This window comes from Arthrobacter sp. LAR12-1-1.1, assembly GCF_040676555.1.
GTDB lineage: Bacteria > Actinomycetota > Actinomycetes > Actinomycetales > Micrococcaceae > Arthrobacter.
Genome location: NZ_JBEGIG010000001.1, coordinates 199,948 through 223,088, shown reverse-complemented (window position 1 = coordinate 223,088; position 23,141 = coordinate 199,948). Strand labels below are relative to the sequence as shown.

21 protein-coding genes are annotated in these 23,141 nt (G+C 65.2%); 8 read left to right on the top strand and 13 right to left on the bottom strand.

Features of this window, described 5'->3' with window-relative positions:
- Positions 1-13: 13 nt before the first annotated feature.
- The 4 genes from MRBLAR12_RS01050 to MRBLAR12_RS01035 all read right to left on the bottom strand — a co-directional run bounded on the left by MRBLAR12_RS01050 (position 14) and on the right by MRBLAR12_RS01035 (position 5,312).
- Positions 14-1,267 carry an RNA polymerase sigma factor gene (locus MRBLAR12_RS01050; protein WP_364742778.1) on the bottom strand — a complete coding sequence of 418 codons (1,254 nt, stop codon included), beginning with the start codon at positions 1,265-1,267 and terminating at the stop codon, positions 14-16.
- A gap of 7 nt (positions 1,268-1,274) precedes the next feature.
- Positions 1,275-1,694 (bottom strand): YciI family protein, encoded by a 420-nt coding sequence (locus MRBLAR12_RS01045; RefSeq protein WP_229993051.1) that lies wholly within the window; start codon positions 1,692-1,694, stop codon positions 1,275-1,277.
- Positions 1,695-1,936: 242 nt separating this feature from the next.
- A complete protein-coding gene (gene ppsA, locus MRBLAR12_RS01040) occupies positions 1,937-4,342 on the bottom strand; it encodes a phosphoenolpyruvate synthase (RefSeq protein ID WP_229993052.1) in 2,406 nt (801 codons plus the stop codon).
- A gap of 151 nt (positions 4,343-4,493) precedes the next feature.
- Entirely contained in the window at positions 4,494-5,312 is an 819-nt protein-coding gene (locus MRBLAR12_RS01035; RefSeq protein WP_229993053.1) for a pyruvate, water dikinase regulatory protein, read from the bottom strand.
- 125 nt (positions 5,313-5,437) lie between these two features.
- Here MRBLAR12_RS01035 and MRBLAR12_RS01030 point away from each other — a divergent pair, with 125 nt between their 5' ends.
- A complete protein-coding gene (locus MRBLAR12_RS01030; RefSeq protein ID WP_229993054.1) occupies positions 5,438-5,776 on the top strand; it encodes a hypothetical protein in 339 nt (112 codons plus the stop codon).
- On the opposite strand, the gene MRBLAR12_RS01025 is transcribed toward MRBLAR12_RS01030, so the two are convergent.
- On the bottom strand, positions 5,773-6,756 hold the full coding sequence (locus tag MRBLAR12_RS01025; protein ID WP_364742773.1) for an EamA family transporter: 984 nt from the start codon (positions 6,754-6,756) through the stop codon (positions 5,773-5,775). The two genes, MRBLAR12_RS01030 and MRBLAR12_RS01025, sit on opposite strands and share 4 nt — an antisense overlap.
- Positions 6,757-6,825: 69 nt before the next feature.
- Between MRBLAR12_RS01025 and MRBLAR12_RS01020 the strand changes: the two genes are divergently transcribed.
- Both MRBLAR12_RS01020 and MRBLAR12_RS01015 read left to right on the top strand, forming a co-directional pair.
- Positions 6,826-7,830, top strand: a complete 1,005-nt coding sequence (locus MRBLAR12_RS01020; RefSeq protein WP_364742770.1) for a LysR family transcriptional regulator — start codon at positions 6,826-6,828, stop codon at positions 7,828-7,830.
- Between the two features lie 27 nt (positions 7,831-7,857).
- Entirely contained in the window at positions 7,858-8,670 is an 813-nt protein-coding gene (locus MRBLAR12_RS01015) for an alpha/beta fold hydrolase (RefSeq protein WP_364742767.1), read from the top strand.
- 27 nt (positions 8,671-8,697) lie between these two features.
- Here MRBLAR12_RS01015 and MRBLAR12_RS01010 read toward each other — a convergent pair whose 3' ends face one another.
- The 7 genes from MRBLAR12_RS01010 to MRBLAR12_RS00980 form a co-directional block, all read right to left on the bottom strand.
- Complete coding sequence (locus MRBLAR12_RS01010) at positions 8,698-9,522, bottom strand: VOC family protein (RefSeq protein ID WP_229993057.1); 825 nt, start codon at positions 9,520-9,522, stop codon at positions 8,698-8,700.
- Between the two features lie 76 nt (positions 9,523-9,598).
- A complete protein-coding gene (locus MRBLAR12_RS01005; protein WP_229993058.1) occupies positions 9,599-10,015 on the bottom strand; it encodes a hypothetical protein in 417 nt (138 codons plus the stop codon).
- A 116-nt stretch (positions 10,016-10,131) separates the two neighbouring features.
- Complete coding sequence (locus tag MRBLAR12_RS01000) at positions 10,132-11,595, bottom strand: protein adenylyltransferase SelO (protein WP_229993059.1); 1,464 nt, start codon at positions 11,593-11,595, stop codon at positions 10,132-10,134.
- 227 nt (positions 11,596-11,822) lie between these two features.
- Positions 11,823-12,068, bottom strand: coding sequence for a DUF1876 domain-containing protein (locus MRBLAR12_RS00995; protein ID WP_229993060.1), 246 nt, complete (start codon positions 12,066-12,068; stop codon positions 11,823-11,825).
- 150 nt (positions 12,069-12,218) lie between these two features.
- Positions 12,219-12,542, bottom strand: a complete 324-nt coding sequence (locus MRBLAR12_RS00990; protein WP_229993061.1) for a hypothetical protein — start codon at positions 12,540-12,542, stop codon at positions 12,219-12,221.
- A 376-nt stretch (positions 12,543-12,918) separates the two neighbouring features.
- The gene (locus tag MRBLAR12_RS00985) at positions 12,919-13,221 is read right to left on the bottom strand and encodes a DUF4193 domain-containing protein (RefSeq protein WP_229993062.1); all 303 of its coding nucleotides are present in this window, start codon (positions 13,219-13,221) and stop codon (positions 12,919-12,921) included.
- A 456-nt stretch (positions 13,222-13,677) separates the two neighbouring features.
- Positions 13,678-13,953, bottom strand: coding sequence for a hypothetical protein (locus MRBLAR12_RS00980; RefSeq protein WP_229993063.1), 276 nt, complete (start codon positions 13,951-13,953; stop codon positions 13,678-13,680).
- Between the two features lie 438 nt (positions 13,954-14,391).
- Here MRBLAR12_RS00980 and MRBLAR12_RS00975 point away from each other — a divergent pair, with 438 nt between their 5' ends.
- Positions 14,392-16,080 (top strand): FAD-dependent oxidoreductase, encoded by a 1,689-nt coding sequence (locus MRBLAR12_RS00975; RefSeq protein WP_229993064.1) that lies wholly within the window; start codon positions 14,392-14,394, stop codon positions 16,078-16,080.
- A complete protein-coding gene (locus MRBLAR12_RS00970; protein ID WP_364742759.1) occupies positions 16,077-17,318 on the top strand; it encodes a cytochrome P450 in 1,242 nt (413 codons plus the stop codon). The genes MRBLAR12_RS00975 and MRBLAR12_RS00970 overlap by 4 nt, the downstream gene beginning before the upstream one ends.
- A gap of 198 nt (positions 17,319-17,516) precedes the next feature.
- On the opposite strand, the gene MRBLAR12_RS00965 is transcribed toward MRBLAR12_RS00970, so the two are convergent.
- A complete protein-coding gene (locus MRBLAR12_RS00965; protein ID WP_229993066.1) occupies positions 17,517-18,560 on the bottom strand; it encodes a Gfo/Idh/MocA family protein in 1,044 nt (347 codons plus the stop codon).
- Between the two features lie 364 nt (positions 18,561-18,924).
- Here MRBLAR12_RS00965 and MRBLAR12_RS00960 point away from each other — a divergent pair, with 364 nt between their 5' ends.
- The 3 genes from MRBLAR12_RS00960 to ligD all read left to right on the top strand — a co-directional run bounded on the left by MRBLAR12_RS00960 (position 18,925) and on the right by ligD (position 22,987).
- Positions 18,925-20,373 (top strand): sugar porter family MFS transporter, encoded by a 1,449-nt coding sequence (locus MRBLAR12_RS00960; protein WP_364742757.1) that lies wholly within the window; start codon positions 18,925-18,927, stop codon positions 20,371-20,373.
- A gap of 199 nt (positions 20,374-20,572) precedes the next feature.
- Positions 20,573-21,553, top strand: coding sequence for a LacI family DNA-binding transcriptional regulator (locus MRBLAR12_RS00955; protein ID WP_364742754.1), 981 nt, complete (start codon positions 20,573-20,575; stop codon positions 21,551-21,553).
- Positions 21,554-21,742: 189 nt separating this feature from the next.
- The gene (gene ligD, locus MRBLAR12_RS00950) at positions 21,743-22,987 is read left to right on the top strand and encodes a non-homologous end-joining DNA ligase (RefSeq protein WP_364742751.1); all 1,245 of its coding nucleotides are present in this window, start codon (positions 21,743-21,745) and stop codon (positions 22,985-22,987) included.
- The last annotated feature ends 154 nt before the right edge of the window (positions 22,988-23,141 follow it).

Below are 23,141 nucleotides of genomic sequence, written 5' to 3'. Positions count from 1 at the left end.
GCCCACATCGGGACTACGGGCGGGCAAGCTCGTCGATCTTTCGTTCCAGCGCAGCGCGTTCGGCCGCGTTCGTGCACAGTGCGACCGCCTGCTGCAGGGCGGACTCCGCCTCCCCAAGCCGGCCGAGCCGTGTCAGCAACTCGCCCCTGACCCCAGGCAGCAGGTGCGAGCCGTTGAGTTCGCCCCGGGATGCGATCGCGTCGACCAGTTCCAGCCCGGCCGCCGGGCCCGATGCCATGGCCACGGCCACGGCGCGGTTCAGTTCGACGACCGGCGACGGCGCCAGCCTTCCCAGGGCCTCGTACAGGATGACGATCCGCTGCCAGTCCGTTTCCGCAACGGACGGGGCCACCGCGTGGCATTCGGCGATCGAAGCCTGCAGCCCGTATGCGCCGAGCCCGCGGCCGGCAGCCACAGCCTTCGCCAGCGCGGCGCGGCCGCGCCGGATCGCCGACTGGTCCCACAACCGTCGGTCCTGGTCCTCCAGGAGGACCGGCCGGCCGGACGTATCGAGCCTCGCGGGGAAGCGCGCGGCTGTCAGTTCCATCAGGGCCAGCAGGCCGAACACTTCGGGTTCCGGCGTGAGCCGCGTGAGCACGCGGGCCAGGCGGCGCGCTTCGCCGGCCAGGTCCGTGCGCATCCAGGAGTCACCGCCGGACGCGAAGGAACCCTCCGTGAAGATCAGGTACACGACTTGGAGTACCGAGCCCAGCCGTTCTGGCACGTCGCGCGTTTCTGGCACGGCGAACGGAATGTGGGCGGCCGCCAGGGTCTTCTTGGCCCGGGTGATCCGTGCCTGGATGGTCGGCACCGGAACCAGAAACGCCTTCGCGATCTCGTCGGTGCCCATGCCGCCCACCACGCGCAGCGTCAAGGCGATCCGCGCTTCCTTGGACAACACCGGATGGCAGGAGATAAACATCAGCGCCAGCACGTCGTCGTCGATCGCGTCGGGGTCGAACAGGGAATCGGCTCCCGGAAGCTCCTCGGAGAGGTCGCGGGCCAGCAGGGCGTACTTTTCGTCCCGGGCGGCACGGCGCCGGAAGGTGTCCACCGCTCGGCGCCGGCCGGTGGTCAGCAGCCAGCCCACCGGCTCCGCGGGGATCCCGTTCACCGACCAGGACACGAGGGCCTCGGCCAGCGCCTCCTGTGCCAGGTCCTCGGCCAACGGGAAATCGCCCGTATAGCGGGCAAGGGCGCCGACGACGCGGGCGGACTCCATGCGCCACACCGCTTCGACGGCGGCCCTTGCCTCGTTGCTGCTCACTGCTGGTTCAGAGCTGGCCGGTCTGCTCACGCCACGCGCGTTCCTTCTGGATCCATTCGTTGTCCTGCGGGAACTCGTCGATGGCGGGCACACGGCGGATCTCGGTCTTGGTTCCCGCCGTGAGGGGAGCCCGTTTGGCCCACTCGATGGCTTCCTGCTTGGATGCGACATCGAGGATGTAGTAGCCGCCGAACAGTTCCTTGGTTTCGCCGTAGGGTCCGTCAGTGACCACCGGGGTTTCGCCGGTAAAGTCCACCACGACGCCCTCTTTCGGATCATCCAGGCCCTCGGCTGCCAGCAGGACTCCGGCGCGGATCAATTCGTCGTTGAATTTGCCCATGGTCTCGAGGATTTCGTTGAAGTCGGCTTTCTCAAGATTGGCGTACGACTCGTCGGTTCCGCGCATGATCAACATGTACTTTGCCATTTCAATCTCCTAGGTTTTGGAAGGTCGCCCTCCGACCTTCCCACCCACAGGTCGAACAACGGGAGGGTTAATCGACACAGGCCGTGAAAATTCATTGACTGTGGCCAATGGAGCCAGGCGGCCTAATGCCACGTGTGCGCTCCCCCGCCCAGCGGCCGATGCGGCCCCAGCAGCACGGTCTGGAATTCGAGACCGTGCTGCCCGTCGGGTGTCCTGCCTGTCGTTTCCTAGGCGCCGTGCTGTCAGTTCGCCTCGGCGCCGACCCCTGCCCCGACGGCCGCACCGGCGAGCCGGAGCCAGGTATCCACCACGGTGTCGGGGTTCAAGGAGACGGAATCGATGCCTTCCTCGACCAGCCACTCGGCGAAGTCCTCGTGGTCGCTGGGACCTTGGCCGCAGATGCCCACATATTTGCCTCGCGCCCTGCAGGCCTTGATGGCCATGCTCAGGAGCTTCTTGACGGCGGGGTCGCGTTCGTCGAAGCCGCCGGAGACAATCGCGGAATCCCGGTCCAGGCCGAGGGCCAGCTGGGTCATGTCATTGGAGCCGATGGAGAATCCGTCGAAGTAGTCCAGGAACTCATCGGCGAGCAGCGCGTTGGACGGAATCTCACACATCATGATCACCTCGAGCCCGTTCTCGCCGCGGTTGAGGCCGTTTTCCGCCAGCAGTTCGATGACGCCGCGGGCCTCGTCCAGGGTCCGCACGAACGGGATCATCAGCTTGACGTTGGTCAGCCCCATTTCGTTGCGGACGAAGGACAGGGCTTCGCACTCAAGGTCGAAGCAGTCCCGGAAGGACGGCTCCAGGTACCGTGAGGCCCCGCGGAAGCCGAGCATCGGGTTCTCTTCGTGCGGCTCGTAGGCGGGTCCGCCAATCAGGTTGGCGTACTCGTTGGACTTGAAGTCGGACATGCGCACAATCACGGGTTCCGGCGCGAAGGCCGCCGCGATGGTGGCCACGCCTTCGGCCAGTCGCTTGATGTAGTAATCGCGCGGGCTGTCGTACGCGGCAATCCGCTCACGGATGTCCGCGGCGACGTCTGCCGGCTGCTCGTCCAGGTTCAGCAGTGCCTTGGGGTGGATGCCGATCTGGCGGTTGATGATGAATTCCAGCCGGGCCAGGCCCACTCCGTGGTTGGGCAGCTGCGCGAAGGTGAACGCCTGCTCCGGTGTCCCGACATTCATCATGACCTTGACGGGGGCCTCGGGCAACTGGGTGATCTCGGTTTCCTCGACGCTGAAGTCCAGGAGCCCTTCGTAGATGGTGCCGGTCTCGCCGTCGGCGCAGGAGACGGTCACGTCGAGGCCGTCGGAGAGGGCGTCCGTGGCGTCCCCGGTGCCGACGACGGCGGGAATCCCCAGTTCCCGGGCAATGATGGCCGCGTGGCAGGTGCGTCCGCCGCGGTTGGTCACGATGGCGGAGGCACGCTTCATGATCGGTTCCCAGTCCGGGTCGGTCATGTCGGCGACGAGGACATCGCCGGTCTTGAAGGCGGCCATCTGGTCGATGGCCGTGAGGATGCGGACGCTGCCGGCGCCGATGCGCTGGCCGATGGCGCGTCCCTCGACCAGCACCCGGCCGGTTCCGTTGAGGCGGAAGCGGCTCAGGCTGCCGGGGGCCCGGCGCGACTGCACGGTCTCAGGGCGCGCCTGCAGAATGTACAGGCCGCCGTCGATCCCGTCCTTGCCCCATTCGATGTCCATCGGGCGGCCATAGTGGTTCTCGATGGCGACGGCGTGCCGGGCGAGCTGCTCGACGTCGTCGTCGCTGAGGCTGAAGCGGTTCCGCAACGAGGCCTCAACCGGCACAAAGTCAATGGTGCGGCCGATCTCGCGGCTGCTCGTGTAGGTCATCTGGAGGGCCTTCTCGCCCAGACCGCGCTTGAGAATGGCGGGCCGGCCGGCCTGCAGCGCGGGCTTGTAGACGTAAAACTCGTCCGGGTTCACGGCGCCCTGGACGACCGCCTCGCCCAGGCCGTAGGAGGACGTGACGAACACGGCATCCTGGAACCCGGACTCCGTGTCCATGGTGAACATGACGCCGGAGGCCCCGACGTCCGATCGCACCATGCGCTGGATGCCGGCCGACAGCGCCACCTCGGCGTGCTCGAACTTGTGGTGCACGCGGTAAGCGATGGCCCGGTCGTTGTAGAGGGACGCGAACACGTCCTTGATGGCGAGCAGGATGTTCTCGATGCCGCGGACGTTCAGGAAGGTTTCCTGCTGCCCGGCAAAGGAGGCATCGGGAAGGTCTTCCGCGGTAGCGCTGGAACGGACGGCCCAGGAGAGGTCCTCAGAACCGCCGTGCTTGTCCACCAGCTTCCGGTAGGAGTCCCGGATCTGCGCTTCAAAGTCCGGCAGGAAGGGCGTCTCGCGCATGAGGGCCCGAATTTCCTGCCCTGCCGCGGCCAGGGCGGTGACATCATCGGTGTCCAGGCCGACCAGCCGGTCGGCGATCTTCTGGTCCAGGCCGGAATCTGCCAGGAAGTTGCGGTAGGCATCCGCGGTGGTGGCGAAGCCGTCGGGAACCTGGACGCCGGCAGAGGTCAGATTTTGCACCATCTCACCAAGGGAGGCGTTCTTTCCGCCCACCCGGTCCAGGTCCTTGAGTCCGAGTTCTGAGAACCACAGGATGTCTGTCGTCATAGTTACTGCTCCTTTGCAGATGATGGCACGCAAGTGCGCCGCCCCGCTCGCGGCGATGGCCGGTTGCTGGGCGCAAGTCCTGTCCACACTGACAGGTATCCAGCGCTCTTTCCATATGACGTGCGCCACACTGGGTTTGTGAAACTTTTCCCTAATGCTTGAGATTCATCCGCTGCAAGATGGTCGCGGCCATTTCCTCCACGGACACCGTGGCTGAATTCAGGTACGGAATCCTATGGGAGACGTACAGCTGCTCGGCGCTGCGAAGCTCAAAGCCGCACTGCCGCAGCGACGCGTAGGGTGAGCCGCGGCGCCGTTCGGTGCGGATTTGGCTCAGGCGCAGGGGGTTGGAGGAGAGACCGAAACATTTCTCAACGAAAGGCCTCAGCGGCTTGGGGAGCCCCTCCCGCTCAAAGTCCTCGTCCACGAGCGGGAAGTTCGCGGCGAAGATTCCGTGTTGCAGCGCCAGGTACATGGTGGTGGGTGTTTTGCCGCAGCGGGAGGGTGCCACCAGGATGACTTGGGCCTTTTCAAGCGCGCGCAGGCTCTGGCCGTCGTCGTGCTCCATGGCGTACTCGACGGCGGCCATCCGGGATTGATACCGCTCGGCATTGCCGAGGCCGTGGGCCCTGCCGGGTTCCCCGCTGGCCAGTGAGCCGAGGGCCTGCTCCAGCTGTCCGACATGGGTCCCGATGAGATCCACGATAATCCCCTGGCACGTCGCCAGGACATGGCGGATGTCGCTGCTGACAGCCGTGGAAAAGACGATCGGCCGCGGGCCGGTTGCGGCCAGCGTGTCGATGGTACCTACCACGGTCTTGGCCTGTTCGACCGTCGTGATGAAGGGGACCGTAATGCGGTCAAAGTTATTAGCGGGGAACTGCGTCAACAAGGTGTTGCCGAGCGTTTCCGCGGTGATGCCGGTACTGTCCGAAAGGAAGTAGACGGGCCGAAGATCGTCATTGGTCATGAACGCATTCTCCACCAGGAACGGTCCCCGCCCGGCATCGGGCAGCCGGCGGGTCCCTACCCGGCTTCCGGACACAGACGTAGACTGCTCGCGTACAACGCCACCAACTGTCGCAGGAGATGGACATGAGCTATGCGGGCACCGGTAACGAGAAGGCCGTCGCAGCAAGCGACCTTAACCGGACACATATCGGACTGACCGTGAGCTTCCAGCCGGACGAATTCACCGTGGTCTTCGGCCGGATCGGCGCCATTGCGCGCAAGGAGGGCGGCGTGACCATCGCGCTTGCAGGAGTGGACGGCACGGGTGGCCTGCCTTCCCACTTCAGTCTGCCTCCCGCCCAACAGGTCTACGTCCAGCCGGACATGCTCACCAATACGGAGTCGACCATCAAGGACTTGTTTGGTAAGGTGCAGGAGAATCTGCGCAGCCACAAGGGAGACCAGCGGCCCGACGCCGTCTAGGGATACTTCCGTGTGGCCTTTCTCTGGTCCGCGCGGTCCCTTCGAACCGGCGCCTTGCCGGAATGCTGCTGCGGTGAACATGTCTCGGCGGGCCTAGGAGCTTTGATCGGCCCTGCTGACCGGACGGCGCCTATGCTGGCAGCCACTACAAGGGCAACCGCTATGACGTCGATATATCCGAACTGCTGCCCGAGAACCACAAAGCCTGCCAGTGCCGCCACGGCCGGTGCCGTGCAGGTCAGCACCGAGAACGTGGCGGCCGGGATTCGGCGCAGGGCCATGAGCTCGAAGGAGTATGGGACAGCCGTCGAGAGCAGCGCGACGCCGAGGCCAAGGCCAAGGATCGCCGGCTCCAACAGGGCAGTCCCCGCCGTTAGCATCGCGCCAGGCAGCGAGACGATCGCCCCGACGGCCATTCCGAGGGCCAGGCCGCCGAGCCGTGGGAACGTTGCTCCGGTTCTGGCGTTGCACAGGATGAATAAGGCCCAGCACGCCGCCGCACCGAGGGCGAAGCAGACACCGGCAACGTCGAGATCGGCCAGCCCTTCCTGTCCCAGCAGGGCGACCCCGATGAAGGCCAGCGCCGCCCACAGCATGGATTTGGCGCGTCGGCTGGCCACGACGGATAGGACCAGCGGGCCCAGCACTTCGATGGTGACTGCCGTGCCCAGGGGCAGCCGTGCGATGGCTTCGTAGAACAGTGAGTTCATCGCTGCCATGGTCACTCCGAGCCCGATTGCAGCCCGCCAGGCCCTTCCACTGTGCCCGTGCAGCCTAGGCCGGGCAACAGCAAGAAGGATGATGGCCGAGAACGCCAGGCGCAGCGTCACGATGCCTAACGGCCCGGCTGCGGGAAAGACGAGCACAGCCACCGCTGCACCGAGCTGCTGGCATAGCACCGCGGCCATCACCAGCACGGTCGCCGGGACGTAACCGGGGGCCGGCGTGCCGGGCAAGGCCCGGGAAGTCGTCATTTGCATAGTTCCAACGTTAGGAAAGTCAGCACGCGGCGGGAAATGCCATTTGAGTTGCTGTTATAACCTAGACGCATGAGCGTTGAGGCGCGGCATTTGAGGGCATTCCTGGCAATCGCCGAAGAGGGCGGATTCAGTTCCGCTGCGGCCGTGTTGCGGGTCAGCCAGCCAGCGCTGTCCCGGACGCTGCGGCAACTGGAAGCACACCTTGGCGCCACTCTGTTTGACCGCTCGACCCAACACGTTGCCATCACCCCTGCCGGCGAGGCCCTGCGTCCGCGCGCCGCCGCCGCGATCGCCGCCCTCGACGCGGCACTGGACCCCGCAGGGACACCTGTCCGGCCGATGCTGCTGGGGTATCCGTGGTCCGCGCTCGGCCGCCGGACTGGACCCCTGCTGCGCCGCTGGCGCGAACTGCACCCTGGAACGCCGGTGGAATTGCACCGCGTGGATGACCGGTTCGGCGGTCTGGCCTCCGGGCGTGCCGACGTCGCCCTGATACGGGGGGATACACCCGTGGCCGGGGGCCCGGCCGGCATGCGGCAATGCGAACTGGCCGAGGAGCCCCGCTTCGCTGTCCTGCCTGCCGACCACGAACTGGCCGGCCGCGACGAGGTGCGCCTGGCTGACCTGTCCCACGAGGTTGTGGTCGTCAATACGCTCACCGGGCTCACAAGGCTGGACCTGTGGCCGGTGGGGCTACGTCCGAAGCACACGGTGGCCACGGACAATACTGACGACTGGCTGCTCGCGATTTCCTCCGGCCGTGGCATTGGCATCAGCGGCATCTCGACTGCGGAAACCTACCAGCACCCTGGGGTGGTGTACCGGCCGCTTGTCGACGCGCCACCGGTCACCGTGTCACTGGCATGGCTGGAACCGGTGTCCCACACGGCGGTGCCGGAGTTCGTGAAGTTCATGGTGAACGAAGTGCCGCCGGACCTCGCAGTACAACTAGGACCGTCAGCCGGGCAAGGCCCGAACATGCAAAAATTCGACGCGCGGGTAGCCAGTCCCTGGGCATTCGACGCCGACGCTTCTGTATCGGTACCCGCCATTTTCTCGAACCCCTCTGGTTAGCGGGCCGGCGCGATCTACACTATCTGGATGGAAGCTACGGTCGGCGGAGTGCCTGTGCATTATGCCGAGTACGGCAGGGGCACGCCGGTTCTCGCCCTGCACGGCGCGGGGGTGGATCATCGCGAGATCGCCGGCGCTCTTGAACCGATATTCTGCAACGTTCCCGGCTTTCGGCGGCTGTATCCGGACCTGCCGGGGATGGGCCGAACGCCGGCGCCCGAGACGATCACGAGCAACGATGACGTCCTGGACATTCTGCTCGGCCTGATCGATAGCACCATTGGTGATGAACCGTTGCTTGTGATGGGCCAGTCGTACGGTGGGTACTTAGCCCGTGCGATTGCCGATCGGCGACCCGAGCAGGTTGTGGGACTGGCGTTAATCTGCCCGGTGGGCGCGCATACGGGCAACGTGCCTGAGCACGAGGTTCTTGTTTCGGCGGCCGACCCGACCGGCGAACTGGGCCCGGAGCTCGAGGCCTCTTACCGTAACTACTTCGTGGTGCAGACGTCTGAAACGCTGAGCCGGTTCCAGGAGTTAGTGGCTCCCGCAGCGTCACTCGTTGACGAATCGGGCCTGATGCGAATCTTTTCGAACTGGGAGCTACAGGATCGCCCGGACGCGGCGACTACTTATCCTCATCCTGTCTTAATACTTGCAGGGCGACAGGATGCAACTGCCGGGCACACGGGTCCGTGGGAGCTGACCGAGCACTACCCCCGCGCCACCTTTGCTGTACTCGATCGCGCCGGCCACGCTCTGTTCCACGAGCAGCCCGCCCTCACGCAGGCCCTAGTGGTCGAATGGCTCGCGCGCGTGCGGGAGCACTCCACGACGTGAAGTAGTCGGCCGGCCGTCAAGGATCGCTCATCCCGACGGGGGCGTGAACTGGCTGGCGGTAAACTCCGCTCCCTGGGGGTCCCGGATCAGTGCCGTGCGCGTCCACTCGGTGTCGTTTTGGCTAAGGACTTGGGCGCCGAGTCGCTCCGCATCAACCACCGTCTGGTCCCGGTCGGCAACGGTGAAGGAGACGTGCCAGCGCGACGGTTCCGCGGGCGCGGTGGTCGCGATCCAGGCGATCGCATCCTCGAAGCCAGGCGGGGCGGCCAGCCCTGACTGTCTGGCCCTGATGCCCGGATCGACTGTCGCCTCAAGGTGATCACCATAACCGGGCCTGCGGATCATCATCGCAAAGCCGAGGTCGTCGACCTGCCAGCCGAACGCGTCCTCGTAAAACTTTATGGCCGCGCCGGGGGTTGGCGTGTGGAGATCGCTGAAATTCCAGGCCCCTGGCTGATTGACCACTTGTGCCCCGAAGCGTCGCCTGGCCTGCCAGATGCGGAACTCGGCGCCCTCCGGATCGGTCAGCGCCGCACTGCGGCCGCCCTCTCCCGCATCAGCAGGCGCCGTTCGCACCGCAGCGCCGGCAGCGACCAGTCGCTGCACTGCGACATCCGCGTCCTCGACGGATACGTAGGTACTCCACGCCGCGGCACCTTGAGTGCTGGCCACCCCAGCGACGTCCTGGCCGTCGAGCTTTGCTATCAAGTAACGGCCCGGCGCTCCCGCCGGCATGGCGTCCTCGAACGTCCAGCCAAAAATTCCGGCGTAGAACACGGCGGCCGCCTCGACGTCAGGCTGCCCGGTGTCGATCCAACACGGAACGCCCTGCGGGTAGGTCCGTTGGGTCATGTCTCGCTCCCGTCCATGGACAAAGCCTAGCGAGCCACGATCCGGCCGGGTACCCACCCGCCATCTGGTGAGCGGATCAGCCGAAGGCCTCCTGCACATGGGCCCGGATGGCGCCGATCACCGGCGCCGATCCCTGCGTGCGGTAAACATCGATTGGTCTGGAGCCAAGCTGCACGTTGGGGCTGCACATCCAGAGCATGGCCTGGGCCGGCGTGAAAGCACAGTGGAGGTGCCCTATGAGGGCGTCCAGGTCCGCAAGCTGGAGCCGGCCAACCGCATTCGGCGCATCCTGGCCCGATGTCCAGCGATCCAGAAGTTCCACATCGACGCCCAGCAGGGGTGCCGCAGCATCCATGCCCAGCGAGTTTACTAGCCGTTCGGCTATTGCTGCCGGGCTATAGCCAGGGGCGTCCCTCAACTCCGCGAGACTGGCGAAAACGGTGGTGGCAGACAACGGCGGTTCTTCAGCACCCGTGTCCTGCAGCTGTTCCATGACGCCATGCTATTTATTGGCGTCCCCTTGGAGTAGGGCCACAGGGCCTCCTGAGCTCTGGTCATCCATGGGGTCTGCCGGAAGGGAGGACTGGAGTAATTTGCCTGCCTCAGCATTCAGGTTCCGCAGAAGGTCCGGTAAGGGCCAAAGCTTTCCGGGGCGGCAGCGGCGTAATGCTCGAGACCGGGCCGCTCGTCGAAGGGTAAGGCTACCGCGTCCATCAACCGTTCCAGCGGACCCGTGTTCCCGCCGGTAGCGGCGGTCAGGGCTTCCTCCACCAGATGGTTCCGCGGGATGTAGACGGGGTTGACTCCGTCCATGGCGTCAGCATCTGGCGCCAAGGCGCGCCAGCGCCTTACCCAGGCATCGAACCCTGCCGGGTCCAGAACCTGGCCCCGCGCAGGTTCAGCCTGGCCGCGGGCGGCTTTGCCGAGGTGCCGGAAGAACGATGTGTAGTCCGCCCGTGACTCCTGAATCAGGGCCACAAGTTCGTCCACAAGAGGCGACGTCACTTCGTCGTCGGGCCCTTCACGGAACCCAAGCTTGGCCTTCATGCCTGCCGACCAGGCCGCACTGTACTGCAGGCGGAACTCACTGAGCGCTTCCACCGCGAGGTCCACCGCCTGCTCCTGGTCATCGTGAAGCAGAGGCAGGAGGGACTCCGCGAGCCGGGCAAGGTTCCACTCCGCCACCACCGGCTGATTGCGGTAGGCGTAGCGTCCGGTCTCGTCGATCGAACTGTAGACGGCGGCAGGGTCAAAGCCTTCCATGAAGGCACACGGCCCGTAGTCGAGGGTTTCACCCGAAATCGTCATGTTGTCGGTATTCATGACCCCGTGAACGAACCCTACGAGCATCCACCGGGCCACCAGTGAAGCCTGGGCTGATATGACCGCCTGGAATAGTGCGAGATAACGGTTCTCGGCCTCCGCGGCGGCCCGGTGGTGACGGGAAATTGCGTATTCCGCGAGGCGGCGAAGAAGGCCGATGTCGCCCGTGGACCGGGCGTACTGGAAGCTGCCCACGCGCAGGTGGCTGCTGGCAACCCGGGTAAGAACGGCGCCTGGCAGGAGCGTCTCGCGCTGCACCGGACGCCCCGTCGCGACGACGGCGAGGGATCGTGTGGTGGGGATATTCAGCGCGTGCATCGACTCACTCACGATATATTCGCGCAGCATAGGGCCGACCACTGCCTGGCCGTCGCCGTTTCGCGCAAACGGCGTGCGCCCTGATCCCTTGAGGTGGATGTCGCGGAGCTGCCCGTCCGCGTGGCCGATTTCGCCGAGCAGGAGTGCGCGCCCGTCGCCCAGACGGGGTGCGTACCAGCCAAACTGGTGGCCGGCGTAGGCCTGCGCCACCGGGCGGGCCTCCGCAGGGATGGCGTTGCCGATCAGCAGAAGCAGACCCTCAGGGCTCCGGAGAAAAGCCGGATCGAGACCTAGCTCGGTGGCGAGGCGCTCGTTGAGCACCAGAAGGTGCGGGTCGGGAGCTTCCTCCGCGCGCCAAGGAATGGCCATCTCCTTGAACTCCCGGGCGAAGCGGCCATCAAATGTGGCGGTTGAATGCGCGATGTCACTCATCTATCAAGGATACGGGCGACGCCGTCAGCAATGTCGCTTGGCCACCTCCACTCGCCCGGGATCCTGACAGGAGAGAACCGCCAACGAGGCCGACGCGATTGTGCCGCCGCGCCGGTTCACGATCGCGGGGTCGATGTCCCAGTCGTCAGCAGGATCGCCGGGTGCGTCGCCGAGTTCATCACGGGGATTCCAGCTGGCCAGCAGGACCAGCGCTCAGCAAAGCAGGGCTAAGCGCGGAGATGCGGAGGTTCTTTGGTAATTTTCTCGATATCGGCCGCGGTGACTTCGATCAGCTGATGCGCCAAGTCGGCCAGGGCGCGTGCGGTCGCCAACTCGTCCCCGATCTCCGGGACATCGGAGTCTATCGGATTCAGCCTGGCCAACCCGACACCTTCCAGTTCGGCCCGGTTCTCGGCCCTCAATCGTGCCGTGGCCCGCGTTTGGTTTTCATGTTCGTCGATAACGATGTTCACCGACCAACTCTTCTCTTGCATGGTGCTCGCCTCCCCGATCCGACTTCCACGATGCCAAGCTCGAGGCCGGCCGTCAAGGTACACAAACTTCCCCTGTGGAGGGGGTTCCCCCGCACCGGTCCCCGGCATACGTGGGACAGGGTCACAGGACTACGTGTTGAGGTCCCAGTGGACACGGATCGCCTCTGCAATCGGTCCAGCAGTGATATCGACTCGGAAAGCAACGGGCGCGGTCCCTGTCTCTTCGATGACCACGTCATGGTAAACGCGGCCGCATGAGGGACACAGGGTGTAGAGATCCTCGTCGTCAGGCCACGTAGCCAGTCCTGCGGGCGCTGGCGCGTTTCCGCCGATGTGAACGGGGATGCCTTGTGAGTTGGCCTGAATCAATCCCTCGTTGCTGACGGTATTGCCGCATACGCAGGTGATGGTGGTGACGTCATGATCTATGACATCAGCGAATTCGGTGTCCATGCTGAGCTCCCCGGCGTTGGAAGAAAGCGTTCTGTCGTGGATTATGCCTGCGGACCAGCTTATGGGGCTCGTCCTAAAGTCAGCTGTGCCGCAGGCTTTGAATCAACCAGTGCAATGGTCTGCTGAAAATGACAAAGCCCTGGCATGCCCATCCTGTCACCCCCGTGACTTCGCTGTCCCTAATCAATATATTCATGACCGCCAACCTCATGCGGCCAACGCTTTTGGCGCATTGGTTCCAACCAGTCAGCAATGACAGCCGCGTTCCGCGCACGCTTGCTGCTCCGCTCTTCTCCGTTTCGAATACTGCGGTAGGGCGGATCAAGTCACGCTGTTGAGGCCGCTGTTGCGTCCCGTCATCTGGAGCGAGGGCGTCCTAGCTTTCGCACTCGAGGCAGTACGAGTGGCCGTCTTTTTCGCGCGCCAGCTGGGACCGGTGCCGGACCAGGAAACAGGAGTAGCAGGTGAACTCGTCCTCGGCCTGGGGAATGACCTGAACGGTCAGTTCCTCGGCGACAAACTCCCCGCCAGGGGTCATGGCCTCATCCAGCGCGTCGGACTCGTCCAGCTCACGGACGACGCTGCGGGCATCCGGTGCGTTAGCGGACTGCAACGCCTCCAGGGACCGGTCCTGTGATTCCTTGACGTCGGACCGGACTTCGTCGTAATCGGTTGCCACTTGAGTCTTCTCTTTTCGGGTGTTCTTCTCTGACCAGACTTTAACGCACACCACGGCTCCCCTATTCCCGGGTCGCGGGACCGACATGCCGCGTCCTGCAGCCCGGCGACTCGCTGGCCCGACCCGCCCCAGATGCGACCCTGCAGATGTGGGAGAGCGATCGATATGCGGACTCGCGCACCAAGGCGGTGTTGCCCGTGCCGCGGCCGCAGTCGCCGCAGTGCCAGCGTATCGCCATCGCTCCCCCCGTGTGCCGCGCACGGCCACGTGCCCGGTTGCGTGTCTTCGGGCTCGATCACGGAGGTTCCGCCCGCGGCTCGGGCCTTCTGATGAAATCCATCGACGTCCTCGACCAGAAGATATAGTCCCTGGCCGGTTGATCGACCGATAAAGGGCGGCCGCTGGTCGCATGGAAAAGCCCGGACCAGCATGGTCCGGGGCTTGCCTGGGCGTCTGTTAGCGCCCGATGCTGACAGTGAGATCCAGATAGATGTCGTTATCGGCGACAAAGCGGTCCTGGAGGTAGCGGGCAAGGCTCGCGTCGGTGGCGGTGTGCACGCTTTGCGCGATCGCTCCGCACAGCACCGCCTGGGTGTCGGTGGACTTGACGACGTCCAGCGGCGCCCACCCGCGGTGGCCGCCTGTAAGACGTTCTATATCCGTGCGGAAGGAACGCCTGTGGTCTTCGCGGACGGTAGCGCGCATGGTGAACGGGATAAAGGGAGTGGGCAAGGAGGTCCTTTCACGAGGCAGCCGTTCATCGACGCCCCAATCTAGACAAGACCTCTGCAGCGCCGGCTATTCCTCGTCAGCAGCCAACGAGTCCAGAATCACGGCGCAGGAATAGTCGCCCCGCTACCTTGAGCGCGAAACCGGGCTGCCCGGGCACCTGACGATCTGCCGACTGGTCAACGATCGCCTTGACGTCGGAACGTTCGCGACCGGATTCAGCCGCAGACCCTGCCCCGCCCTGTCCGGTCGCAGGCCTCTTCCGCCGCGTGCCCACGGGGCCTACACTCTTGAAATCGAATCGAGTGCAGGCTCCGTTCCGCTGCCCAGCTTTGGGGAGCGGAAGTTTTGACAGGCCCGGGGCCGCCCGGTTGGATCGGAAGAGGCGCCGACTGGTTGGCGGACGGCCGACGCAAGCGCGCTAAAAGGGAGAAGTGCGGCATGAGGATCCTCGTCGATCTCACTAAATGCCAGGGCTACGCCCAGTGCGCCTTCCTCGCCCCGGACGTCTTCACGATTCAGGGGGACGAGGCACTGACCTACAACCCGCACCCTGACGGGGCGCATCTCACGAGGCTTCGGCGGGCCGCCGCTGCGTGTCCGGTTCAGGCCATCCGGCTTGAACAGCCGGACGGGCAGGACACGTCGCTGCACCCGGCCCCACGACCGGCGACGGCTACTCCGGTCGAAGACAGCGGGAGAACTTTTAAGAGGACTGGACGGATCGTCATCGTGGGGGCATCGATGGCGGGGCTGCGCGCGGCGGAGCGGTTGCGCGAGGAAGGGTTCACCGGATCGCTGACTCTGGTCGGCGAAGAGCCGCACGAGCCCTACGACCGGCCCCCGCTGTCCAAACAGGTCTTGGCCGGGTCGGCACCCTTGGAAGACACTTCCCTGCCACGCCGCCGGGACATCCGCGCCACTTGGCGGCTGGGCATGGCGGCGACCGGGCTGGATCTGGCTGCGAAGCAGCTCCACCTTGCCGACGGCGATCGAATCGGATTCGACAAGCTGTTGATCGCCACCGGCCTGCGGGCACGCCCATGGCCTAACCCTGTCGAGGCGGCCCTCGCAGGAGTGATGACATTGCGCACCCGGGAGGACGCCGCAACCCTGCGACAGCACCTCGCGGGGCGTCCGCGTCGGGTGCTGGTCATCGGCGCCGGGTTCATCGGTTGCGAGGTCGCGTCCGTGTGCCGGGAACTCGGCCTGACGGTCACGGTGGCAGAAGCTGGCCCGGCTCCGCTCGTCGCTGCCCTTGGCGCGGTGATCGGCGCAGTCGCCGGGGAACTGCAGCTCGAGAATGGCGTGGACCTGCGGTGCGGCGTCCGCGTCCTGGCCCTTGAGGGTGATGCCAGCGGACAGCTGCGCCGGGCCATTCTGTCCGACGGCACAACGCTTGAGGTGGATGTGGCGGTCGCCGCGCTGGGCTCCGTCCGCAATGTCGAATGGCTCGCAGATTCCGGCCTGGCGTGCGGCGTATGGGGCGTCGCCTGCGACGCCGGCTGCCGAGCGTTCGACGCAAACGGGTTGGTCACCGATGACGTGTTTGTCGCCGGCGACATAGCGCGCGCCCCGCAGCCGATGTACGGCTATCAATACCTTGCCGTCGAGCACTGGGGGAACGCCATCTCCCAGGCCGAGGTCGCGGCACACAACATGGTCAGCGGCGAGACCGAACGGTGGCCCCACTTGGAGGTGCCGAAATTCTGGTCAGTCCAGTTCGGCACCGAAATAAAGAGCGTCGGGGTACCCTCGGTCGCCGATGAGGTAGCCATCGTCCAAGGATCGGTGGACACGCGGCGATTCCTGGCCGTCTATGGCTACAAGGGCCGCATCGTGGCGGCGGTCGCCTTCAACCAGAACAAGTGGCTCGACTTCTACGAGCCGCTGATCGAGCAGGCCGCACCCTTCCCGCCGGCGTTCCACCACATCGATGAGTCAGACCAAGCCCGGCCCTTGCCGGCCGGGTTCAAGCCCGCGGTCAGCCCCACCCAGGACGCGACGGTCGTTGTGACCGGCCACGATCCCAATGAACGCCGCGCCAGACTGACCAACACCGCGGCCGGTGAAACGCCTTCACGGAGACCCACAGGCACCGCCCCCCGATCGAAGGAGCCTTCACCATGACCCAGGCCAGCATCTGGGAGCGAATCCTCGACTTCTCCAACCGGGCTAACCCCTACCCGTTTTACGACGAGCTCCGCAGGACCCCCGTGACGCGGCTTCCGGACGGAAGCTACCTCGTAAGCACCTACGCGGAGATCGCCGCCCTGCTGCACGACCCGAGGGTCAGTTCCGACATCAACCGCAACCCGGCTGCCGCTGCTGCGGGCGCCACTGCCGGGGACGACGGGGAAGGTCCGGGCATGTCTCCGACTTTCCTCAGCATGGATCCTCCTGATCACGACAAGTTTCGACGGATCACCATGCGCCACTTCGGACCGCCTACGACGCCGGGCAGGGTCGCCGGGATGGAGGCGAGGATGGCGGAAATTGTCACCGCCTTGGTCGACAACATGACGGCCCACTCCCGGATCGACGTCGTCGATGATCTGGCGTATCCGCTGCCCGTCACGGTGATCTGCGAATTGCTTGGGGTGCCACCGGGCGACGAACAGCGCTTCCGGGTCTGGGTGGACGTAGCCCTGCAATCCACGGATCCCGGACTCGATCCCGAAACACAGCAAGAAAAGAGGGCCGAGGCTGGCAAAGAACTGCGCGCATTCATGGAGGAACTGGTCGAAGCCCACCGGCGGACACCGGGCCCGGACCTGCTCTCGGCGATGGCCGCCGATGACGGCCCGGAAGGCCGCATGCCGGACGAACAACTGGTGAGCACCGGGCTTCTTCTGCTCATCGCCGGACATGAAACCACCGTGAACCTCATCGCCAACGGCACACTGACGTTGCTCCGCCACCCGGCCGAACTCCAACGGCTACGCAACGATCCTGACCTTGCCATCCCGATGGTCGAGGAATTGCTCCGCTACGAGCCGCCCGTCCATTTCGTCCCCTTCCGCACAGCCCTTGACGACATCGACATCGCCGGCACCACCATCCCCGCCGGCGCCAGCCTCACATTGGTCCTGGCCTCAGGGAACCGTGACCCCGCCCATGTCACCGACCCCGACCTCTTCATCCCGGACCGGCGCAACAACCAACACCTCGGCTTCGGCGGCGGCATCCACCTCTGCTTCGGCGCACCCCTGGCCCGGCTCGAAGCCCAGATCGCCCTCACCGCTTTCGCCACCCGGCTCGAGAACCCGCGGCTGGTCTCCTATCCTCCCCCATACCGGCCGAGCCCGTTCCTCCGCGGTCCCTCGCATCTCCTGATCGACATCGACGGCATCGCCGCTCGTCAATAGTCAACAGCGAACAGCGAACAGCGAAGCATGCCGTCGACGAGGGAGGCGGCGGCGCGGAAGTGAAGCTTGCCGGGGTATCGGAGTTGGGCCGGTCCGGCTTGAGTTGCCTGGCCAGGGAATCTTAAGACTGCTGCAGAAGCCTCCACGGGAGCCCCTCGCCGTCTGCGTTAGCCTCGAAACAGCCTCTTGCACGCGGGTTCATGGATCCCGTGGCCGTTCGCCGGGGAAAACGATTCCGAGCTGGTTCCTGATGGCATCGGCGACTGCCATGGTTCGGATGGATTCGGCCAGCGGCCGCTGCGGGACTTCCAGCTGCCCTGCCACAATGGCACGGGCGACGGCGGCGGCCTCGTAGTGCAGGCCCTCAAAGTGCGCTCCGGCCGGCTCCTCATAAGCCAGCCGGGTTCCGTCCGGAAAGCGGACGCTGAAGTTGCCTGGCATGTTGAAGGGACCGTCAATGGTCAGTGAAGCCTCCGTGCCCACGATGGTGGCCGACGTCGGCGTGAAATTGTGCAGCTGCGTGTTCATCACGGCCTGGCGTCCGCCGGCAAAGGACATCACCGCTGAAAGCTGGGCATTGACTCCGGATTCGTGCGGTTCACCGAGCGCCAGGAGACGGTCCGGTTCGCCGAGGATGGACGTGATGAGCGAAAGCGGATAGGTTCCCAGATCCAGCAGAGGCCCGCCGGCCAGGGCCGGGTCGAAAATCCGGTGGCTGCGGTCGAAATACTCACCGTATTCAGCGAAGACCGTCGTGAGGTCCCCGAGAATTCCGGTGTCGAGCACTTGCCGGATGACGTCGAACTTGGGCAGGAAGAATGTCCACATGGCTTCGGCGGCGAAGAGGCCGGCCGCGGCTGCCCGGCTGGCGATGCCTGCCGCCTGTTCGCGGTTGATGCCGATCGGCTTCTCGATCAGGACATGCTTGCCGGCGTCGAGCGCGACGAGGGCAGCCTGGTAGTGGAAATTGTGCGGCGTGGCCACATAGATGATGTCGACGTCGGCGGCCGCCAGCTCCTCATAGCTGCCAAAGGCTGCAGGGATGCTGTGCCGTCCGGCAAATATTTCGGAGCGGTCCAGCGAGCGGGATCCGATCGCGGCAATCACCTGCGAGGTGTGCGCCTGGACGGATTCCGTGAAGCGTTCCGCAATCCAGCCCGGCCCCATGATCCCCCAGCGCAGCGGAGGCGCGTCGCGGGGGTCCGGAACCCGGGACGCTGGCAGCGAGCGGTTACCGGTCATGTTAGATCCGCCTTAGTGTCGATATCGATTTTCACGAAAGGCGTAGTCTCCTTCGCCTACTTTGTCCTGACATAATAACAAGTCCGATTCACGTCAGACAAGCCCCGCGGCGCCCGAAGTTCCAGGAAACTGCTGCATCGCAGGCATCGCTTCCCCACGCGGCGCCGTGCCACTTCGCCCTGCACGTGCACCAGGGACGTCCATCGCGGCGCGCCTATTCCTACTTTGATCGAATGTCAGCACAAACTATTGACGGTTGCGTTAGAGCGCTCTAACGTTGAGTTCACGTGATCCAGCACACTCCGGGAACGCTCTCCAAATTCAAAGTCCGCCATTCAGGTCGGCCGAATCGAGGAAGTCAACAATGTCGTTGCACACAGCAAGCTCGCCCGCATCGGGCTCAAAACATCGCGGATATCTCGCGCGTCTCACTGTCATCTCCACACTTGGCGGACTCCTGTTCGGCTACGACACCGGTGTCATATCCGGTGCGCTGCTCTACATGCAGGACTCCCTGAGCATGAGCCCCGTAGAAGAGGCCACTGTCGTCAGCGCACTGCTGTTTCCCGGTGCCGCGGTCGGAGCGCTAAGCGGTGGCCGGCTCGCCGATAAGCTCGGACGGCGCGGCACGCTGCTTGTCTGCGCGCTGCTTTTCCTTCTCGGAGCGATAGGCTGCGCCATCGCGCCGACTGTGGGATTCATGGTGGTGGCCCGCGTCGTCCTCGGCCTAGGAGTCGGTGCCGCCGCCGTAACGTGCCCCCTCTACCTTGCAGAAATGGCGCCGGCGCATCTGCGCGGACGCATGGTCACGATCAATGAATTGATGATCGTGACCGGCCAGATGCTCGCTTTTGCCATCAACGCCCTCCTCGACGCCGTCATCCACGACACGGAGGTCTGGCGCATCATGCTTGGCGTTGCCTCCATCCCCGCCATTGCACTCCTGATCGGAATGCTCGTCCTGCCCGAATCGCCGCGCTGGTTCGCTATCCGTGACAGGTTCGACGACAGCCGGCGCATCCTCGACCTCAGCCGCAGCCCGGAGGAAGCCGATTTCGAGTACAAGGAAATCGTCGAGTCCGCGAATATGGCCCGCAATGAGCGCTCCAGTGCCTGGCGCGATCTGAAGAACAATCCCTGGATGCGTCGGCTCCTCTGGGTTGGCATCGGGCTCGCCGTGGCCCAGCAGGCAACGGGCATCAATACCGTGAACTACTACGCACCCACCATCCTCGAGCGCAGCGGTCTCGGCGTGAGCGCATCGCTCGTAGCTACCATCGCGGTCGGTGTGACGTCGGTGCTGATGACCGTCCTGGGCATCTGGCTGCTGGGCTTCATCGGGCGTCGCCGCATGCTGGTTATTGGCTTCTCCGGCGTCGTGGCTTCGCAGGCACTGCTCGCCGTCGTTTTCACGCTCCCCCAGTCGGACCTTGTCAGTTACACCATCCTGGCGGCGATGATGCTGTTCGTGGCCTTCGTGCAGTGCTTCATCGGAACCTGCGTGTGGCTATTGCTTTCCGAAATTTTCCCGCTGGCAATCCGCGGCTTCGCCATGGGCATTGCGGTGTTCGCACTCTGGACCGTGAACGCGGCGATCTCTTTCCTGTTCCCGATCCTGGTCGTCGCCCTGGGCTCAACCGGCACGTTCACCGTGTTCGTGCTGGTGAACATCCTGTCCCTGATCTTTGTGGCGAAATTTGTCCCGGAGACAAAGGGACAATCGCTGGAAGAGTTGGAGGTGCACTTCCGCACCGGAGGCATACCGATCATCGCGCCCCCCGCGGCGCCCGGCGAGAAGGCCGTAGCGCTGTAAGCCCACCGGTCCGGCTGGCACATGGCCGCCGCGGTCCTCGGCCGCGGCGGCCCAGCAGCAGCGGTGCCGGTTCCCGCACCCATGGGGGCGGCGGCCGGGAGCCGTTGCCCTTCCCGCGATACGCTAGCTGGCAGGAGGCCACTTGTCGGGGAATGCATTAAATCAACATGGAGCGGCCAGGCGCGCCACCATTGAGGATGTGGCGCGGGAAGCCGGCGTATCGCGGGCACTGGTGTCCCTGGTGCTCCAGGGTTCGCCAAAGGTAAGTCAACAAAAAAGAGAAGCCGTCGCCATCGCCATGGCTGCACTCGACTACCGGCCAAGCAACGCGGCCCGCTCACTTGCCAGCGGACGCACGCGAACAGTCGGAGTGCTGCTGGATGACCTTGCCAATCCGTGGTTCGTGGAGCTGCTCGACGGCATGCAGAGCATCTTCCGGGAGCAAAAGCTGAGGATGGTCCTCGGCGACTCCCAATATCTGGCCCGCCCTGGGGAAAGCCCGGTGTCCGCGTTCATGGAAATGCGCGTCGACGGACTCGTCATCGCCGGGGATCTCAACGCCGATGAAGATCTCACCCGTGCCACACTGCATACCCCAGCCGTCGTCGCCGGCACCCGCGCCTTCGACCTGCCGGCAGCGGACCGTGTCACCAACGACGACGCCGCCGGCGCCCGCATGGCCGTCGAACACCTCATTGGCCTCGGCCACAAAGACATTGCCTTCCTCACCGCCCCCACCGGATCCGCTAGGGTGCGGGCCGACTCCTACCGGGACACGATGACCCGCCACGGCCTGCAGGACAACATCCGGGTGGAGCCCACGGACATGAGCGAACACTCCGGCTTTGTGGCAATGCGCCGCCTTATCGACGGCGGCCGGACGCCCACGGCGGTCTTCGCCGCCAACGACATCCTTGCCGTCGGTGCGCTCTCGGCCGCCGACGATCACGGCATCAGCGTTCCTTTACAACTTTCACTCGTTGGATACGACAACACCTATCTCGCCGGGATACGGCACCTCTCCCTCACCACAGTCGACCCCGTCAGCCGGGACGTAGGCATCCGCGCCGCGGAGTTTCTCCTCGCCCGCATCGCCGACCGCTCCCTCCCGCCACGTACCGACGTGCTGACCCCGCGCCTCGTCGTTCGCAACAGCACCGCACACGCCTCCCGCGCCTAACGCCCGCGGCCACCACCCCAAGGCAGCGTGCAGCTCACCCCGTAGGAGCTGACTGCTCCCTGCCTCCCTGGCATTCCCGGGTTACGCGCCCCCCGGACGCCCGAGTGCCCTGGAACTGTTCAGGATCTGTTCAGAGGGCCATTGCTCCAGGATCTGGCTGGGACATCTGATCATTGCTAGCGTGGCGGAATGAACTCGTCGAAGACCCCCGCCGAGATCCTCAACATTGCCGGTAACGAGGTTCGCATCTCGAGTCCGGACAAGATGGTGTTCCCCGAGCCCGGGCTGACCAAGCTCGACTTGGTTCGCTACTACCTCGCCGTCGCGGATGGTGCGCTGCGGGGCGCCGGAGGACGACCCATGGTGCTCAAACGCTTCCCGAAGGGGATCGGCGCTGAGCCGTTCTTCCAGAAGCGCGTGCCTGAAAACCACCCCGACTTCATCTACACGACGACGCTGCACTACGCGTCCGGGACGTCAGCCGAAGAGGCCGTCATCCGGGATGCTGCGGGCTTGGCGTGGGTGGTGAATCTTGGATGCCTGGACCTCAACCCGCACCCCGTGCGTGCCGAGGACCTCGAGCACCCCGACGAACTCCGGGTCGACCTCGACCCGATGCCGGGGGTCGACTGGCAGCAGATCGTTGATGTCGCGTATGTCGCACGGGAGGTTCTCGACGACGTCGGACTGGTGGGGTGGCCGAAGACGAGCGGTTCGCGGGGACTCCACATCCTCGTGCGCATCGCGCCCCAGTGGTCGTACCGCGACGTGCGGCTCGCCGCCGAGACCCTCGCCCGCGAGGTCGAGAACCGAGCTCCGGGCCTCGCCACCGCGCGGTGGTGGAAGGAGGAGCGCGGCGAGAGTGTGTTCGTCGACTTCAATCAGAACGCCAAGGACCGCACCGTGGCATCGGCGTACTCGATCCGGCCCCTGCCCGACGCCCGAGTCTCGACTCCGCTCACGTGGGACGAGGTGACCTCCACCCGGCCGGAACAATTCACGGTGCCCACGGTGCTTGAGCGCTTCGCAGTGATGGGCGACCCCCACTCCGGCATCGACGACGCGGCCGGGACACTCGACAAACTCATCACTTTGGCTGCCGAGCTCGGCCCCGCAGAAAAACCGCCGCGCGCCGGCGACGGCGTGGGCCGCAGGCAGTCGCTGATGCCGCTTATCGAGGTGGCACGCACCAAGACCAAGCCCGAGGCGCTCGCGGCGCTCGACGAATGGAAAACCCGGCATGCGGACCTCGTCCCGGCCCTGCATCCCGCCGACATACTCGTCGACGGAATGCGCGGATCGAGTTCCCTCTGGTACCGGGTGCGGGTGAACCTGCAGCATGTCCCCGAAAATGAGCGGCCGCCACAGCAGGAGCTCATCGCTGACTACAACCCATGGGCAGGCAAAGAGTGGCCGGGGCGCCCTGGGGCCTGACACCACAGGATGCTGGCCATGCCACGCCAGGAGCCAACCTGTGCCCGGATGGTCATGTGCAGTCTCGCGAGTCGCGTTCCGGTGACCCGATCATTGGCGAAGTGAGGTCATAGCCCACGGCCCCCACGCGCCGGGTCGCGGTCAGGGGCCCGAC

What these genes read in the sequence shown, in the direction of transcription:
- MRBLAR12_RS01045 (WP_229993051.1), bottom strand. Translation starts at nt 1,694, where the DNA reads ATGGCAAAGTACATGTTGATCATGCGCGGAACCGACGAGTCGTACGCC.
- ppsA (WP_229993052.1), bottom strand. Translation starts at nt 4,342, where the DNA reads ATGACGACAGACATCCTGTGGTTCTCAGAACTCGGACTCAAGGACCTG.
- MRBLAR12_RS01035 (WP_229993053.1), bottom strand. Translation starts at nt 5,312, where the DNA reads ATGACCAATGACGATCTTCGGCCCGTCTACTTCCTTTCGGACAGTACC.
- MRBLAR12_RS01030 (WP_229993054.1), top strand. Translation starts at nt 5,438, where the DNA reads ATGAGCTATGCGGGCACCGGTAACGAGAAGGCCGTCGCAGCAAGCGAC.
- MRBLAR12_RS01025 (WP_364742773.1), bottom strand. Translation starts at nt 6,756, where the DNA reads ATGCAAATGACGACTTCCCGGGCCTTGCCCGGCACGCCGGCCCCCGGT.
- MRBLAR12_RS01020 (WP_364742770.1), top strand. Translation starts at nt 6,826, where the DNA reads ATGAGCGTTGAGGCGCGGCATTTGAGGGCATTCCTGGCAATCGCCGAA.
- MRBLAR12_RS01015 (WP_364742767.1), top strand. Translation starts at nt 7,858, where the DNA reads ATGGAAGCTACGGTCGGCGGAGTGCCTGTGCATTATGCCGAGTACGGC.
- MRBLAR12_RS01010 (WP_229993057.1), bottom strand. Translation starts at nt 9,522, where the DNA reads ATGACCCAACGGACCTACCCGCAGGGCGTTCCGTGTTGGATCGACACC.
- MRBLAR12_RS01005 (WP_229993058.1), bottom strand. Translation starts at nt 10,015, where the DNA reads ATGGAACAGCTGCAGGACACGGGTGCTGAAGAACCGCCGTTGTCTGCC.
- MRBLAR12_RS01000 (WP_229993059.1), bottom strand. Translation starts at nt 11,595, where the DNA reads ATGAGTGACATCGCGCATTCAACCGCCACATTTGATGGCCGCTTCGCC.
- MRBLAR12_RS00990 (WP_229993061.1), bottom strand. Translation starts at nt 12,542, where the DNA reads ATGGACACCGAATTCGCTGATGTCATAGATCATGACGTCACCACCATC.
- MRBLAR12_RS00975 (WP_229993064.1), top strand. Translation starts at nt 14,392, where the DNA reads ATGAGGATCCTCGTCGATCTCACTAAATGCCAGGGCTACGCCCAGTGC.
- MRBLAR12_RS00970 (WP_364742759.1), top strand. Translation starts at nt 16,077, where the DNA reads ATGACCCAGGCCAGCATCTGGGAGCGAATCCTCGACTTCTCCAACCGG.
- MRBLAR12_RS00965 (WP_229993066.1), bottom strand. Translation starts at nt 18,560, where the DNA reads ATGACCGGTAACCGCTCGCTGCCAGCGTCCCGGGTTCCGGACCCCCGC.
- MRBLAR12_RS00960 (WP_364742757.1), top strand. Translation starts at nt 18,925, where the DNA reads ATGTCGTTGCACACAGCAAGCTCGCCCGCATCGGGCTCAAAACATCGC.
- ligD (WP_364742751.1), top strand. Translation starts at nt 21,743, where the DNA reads ATGAACTCGTCGAAGACCCCCGCCGAGATCCTCAACATTGCCGGTAAC.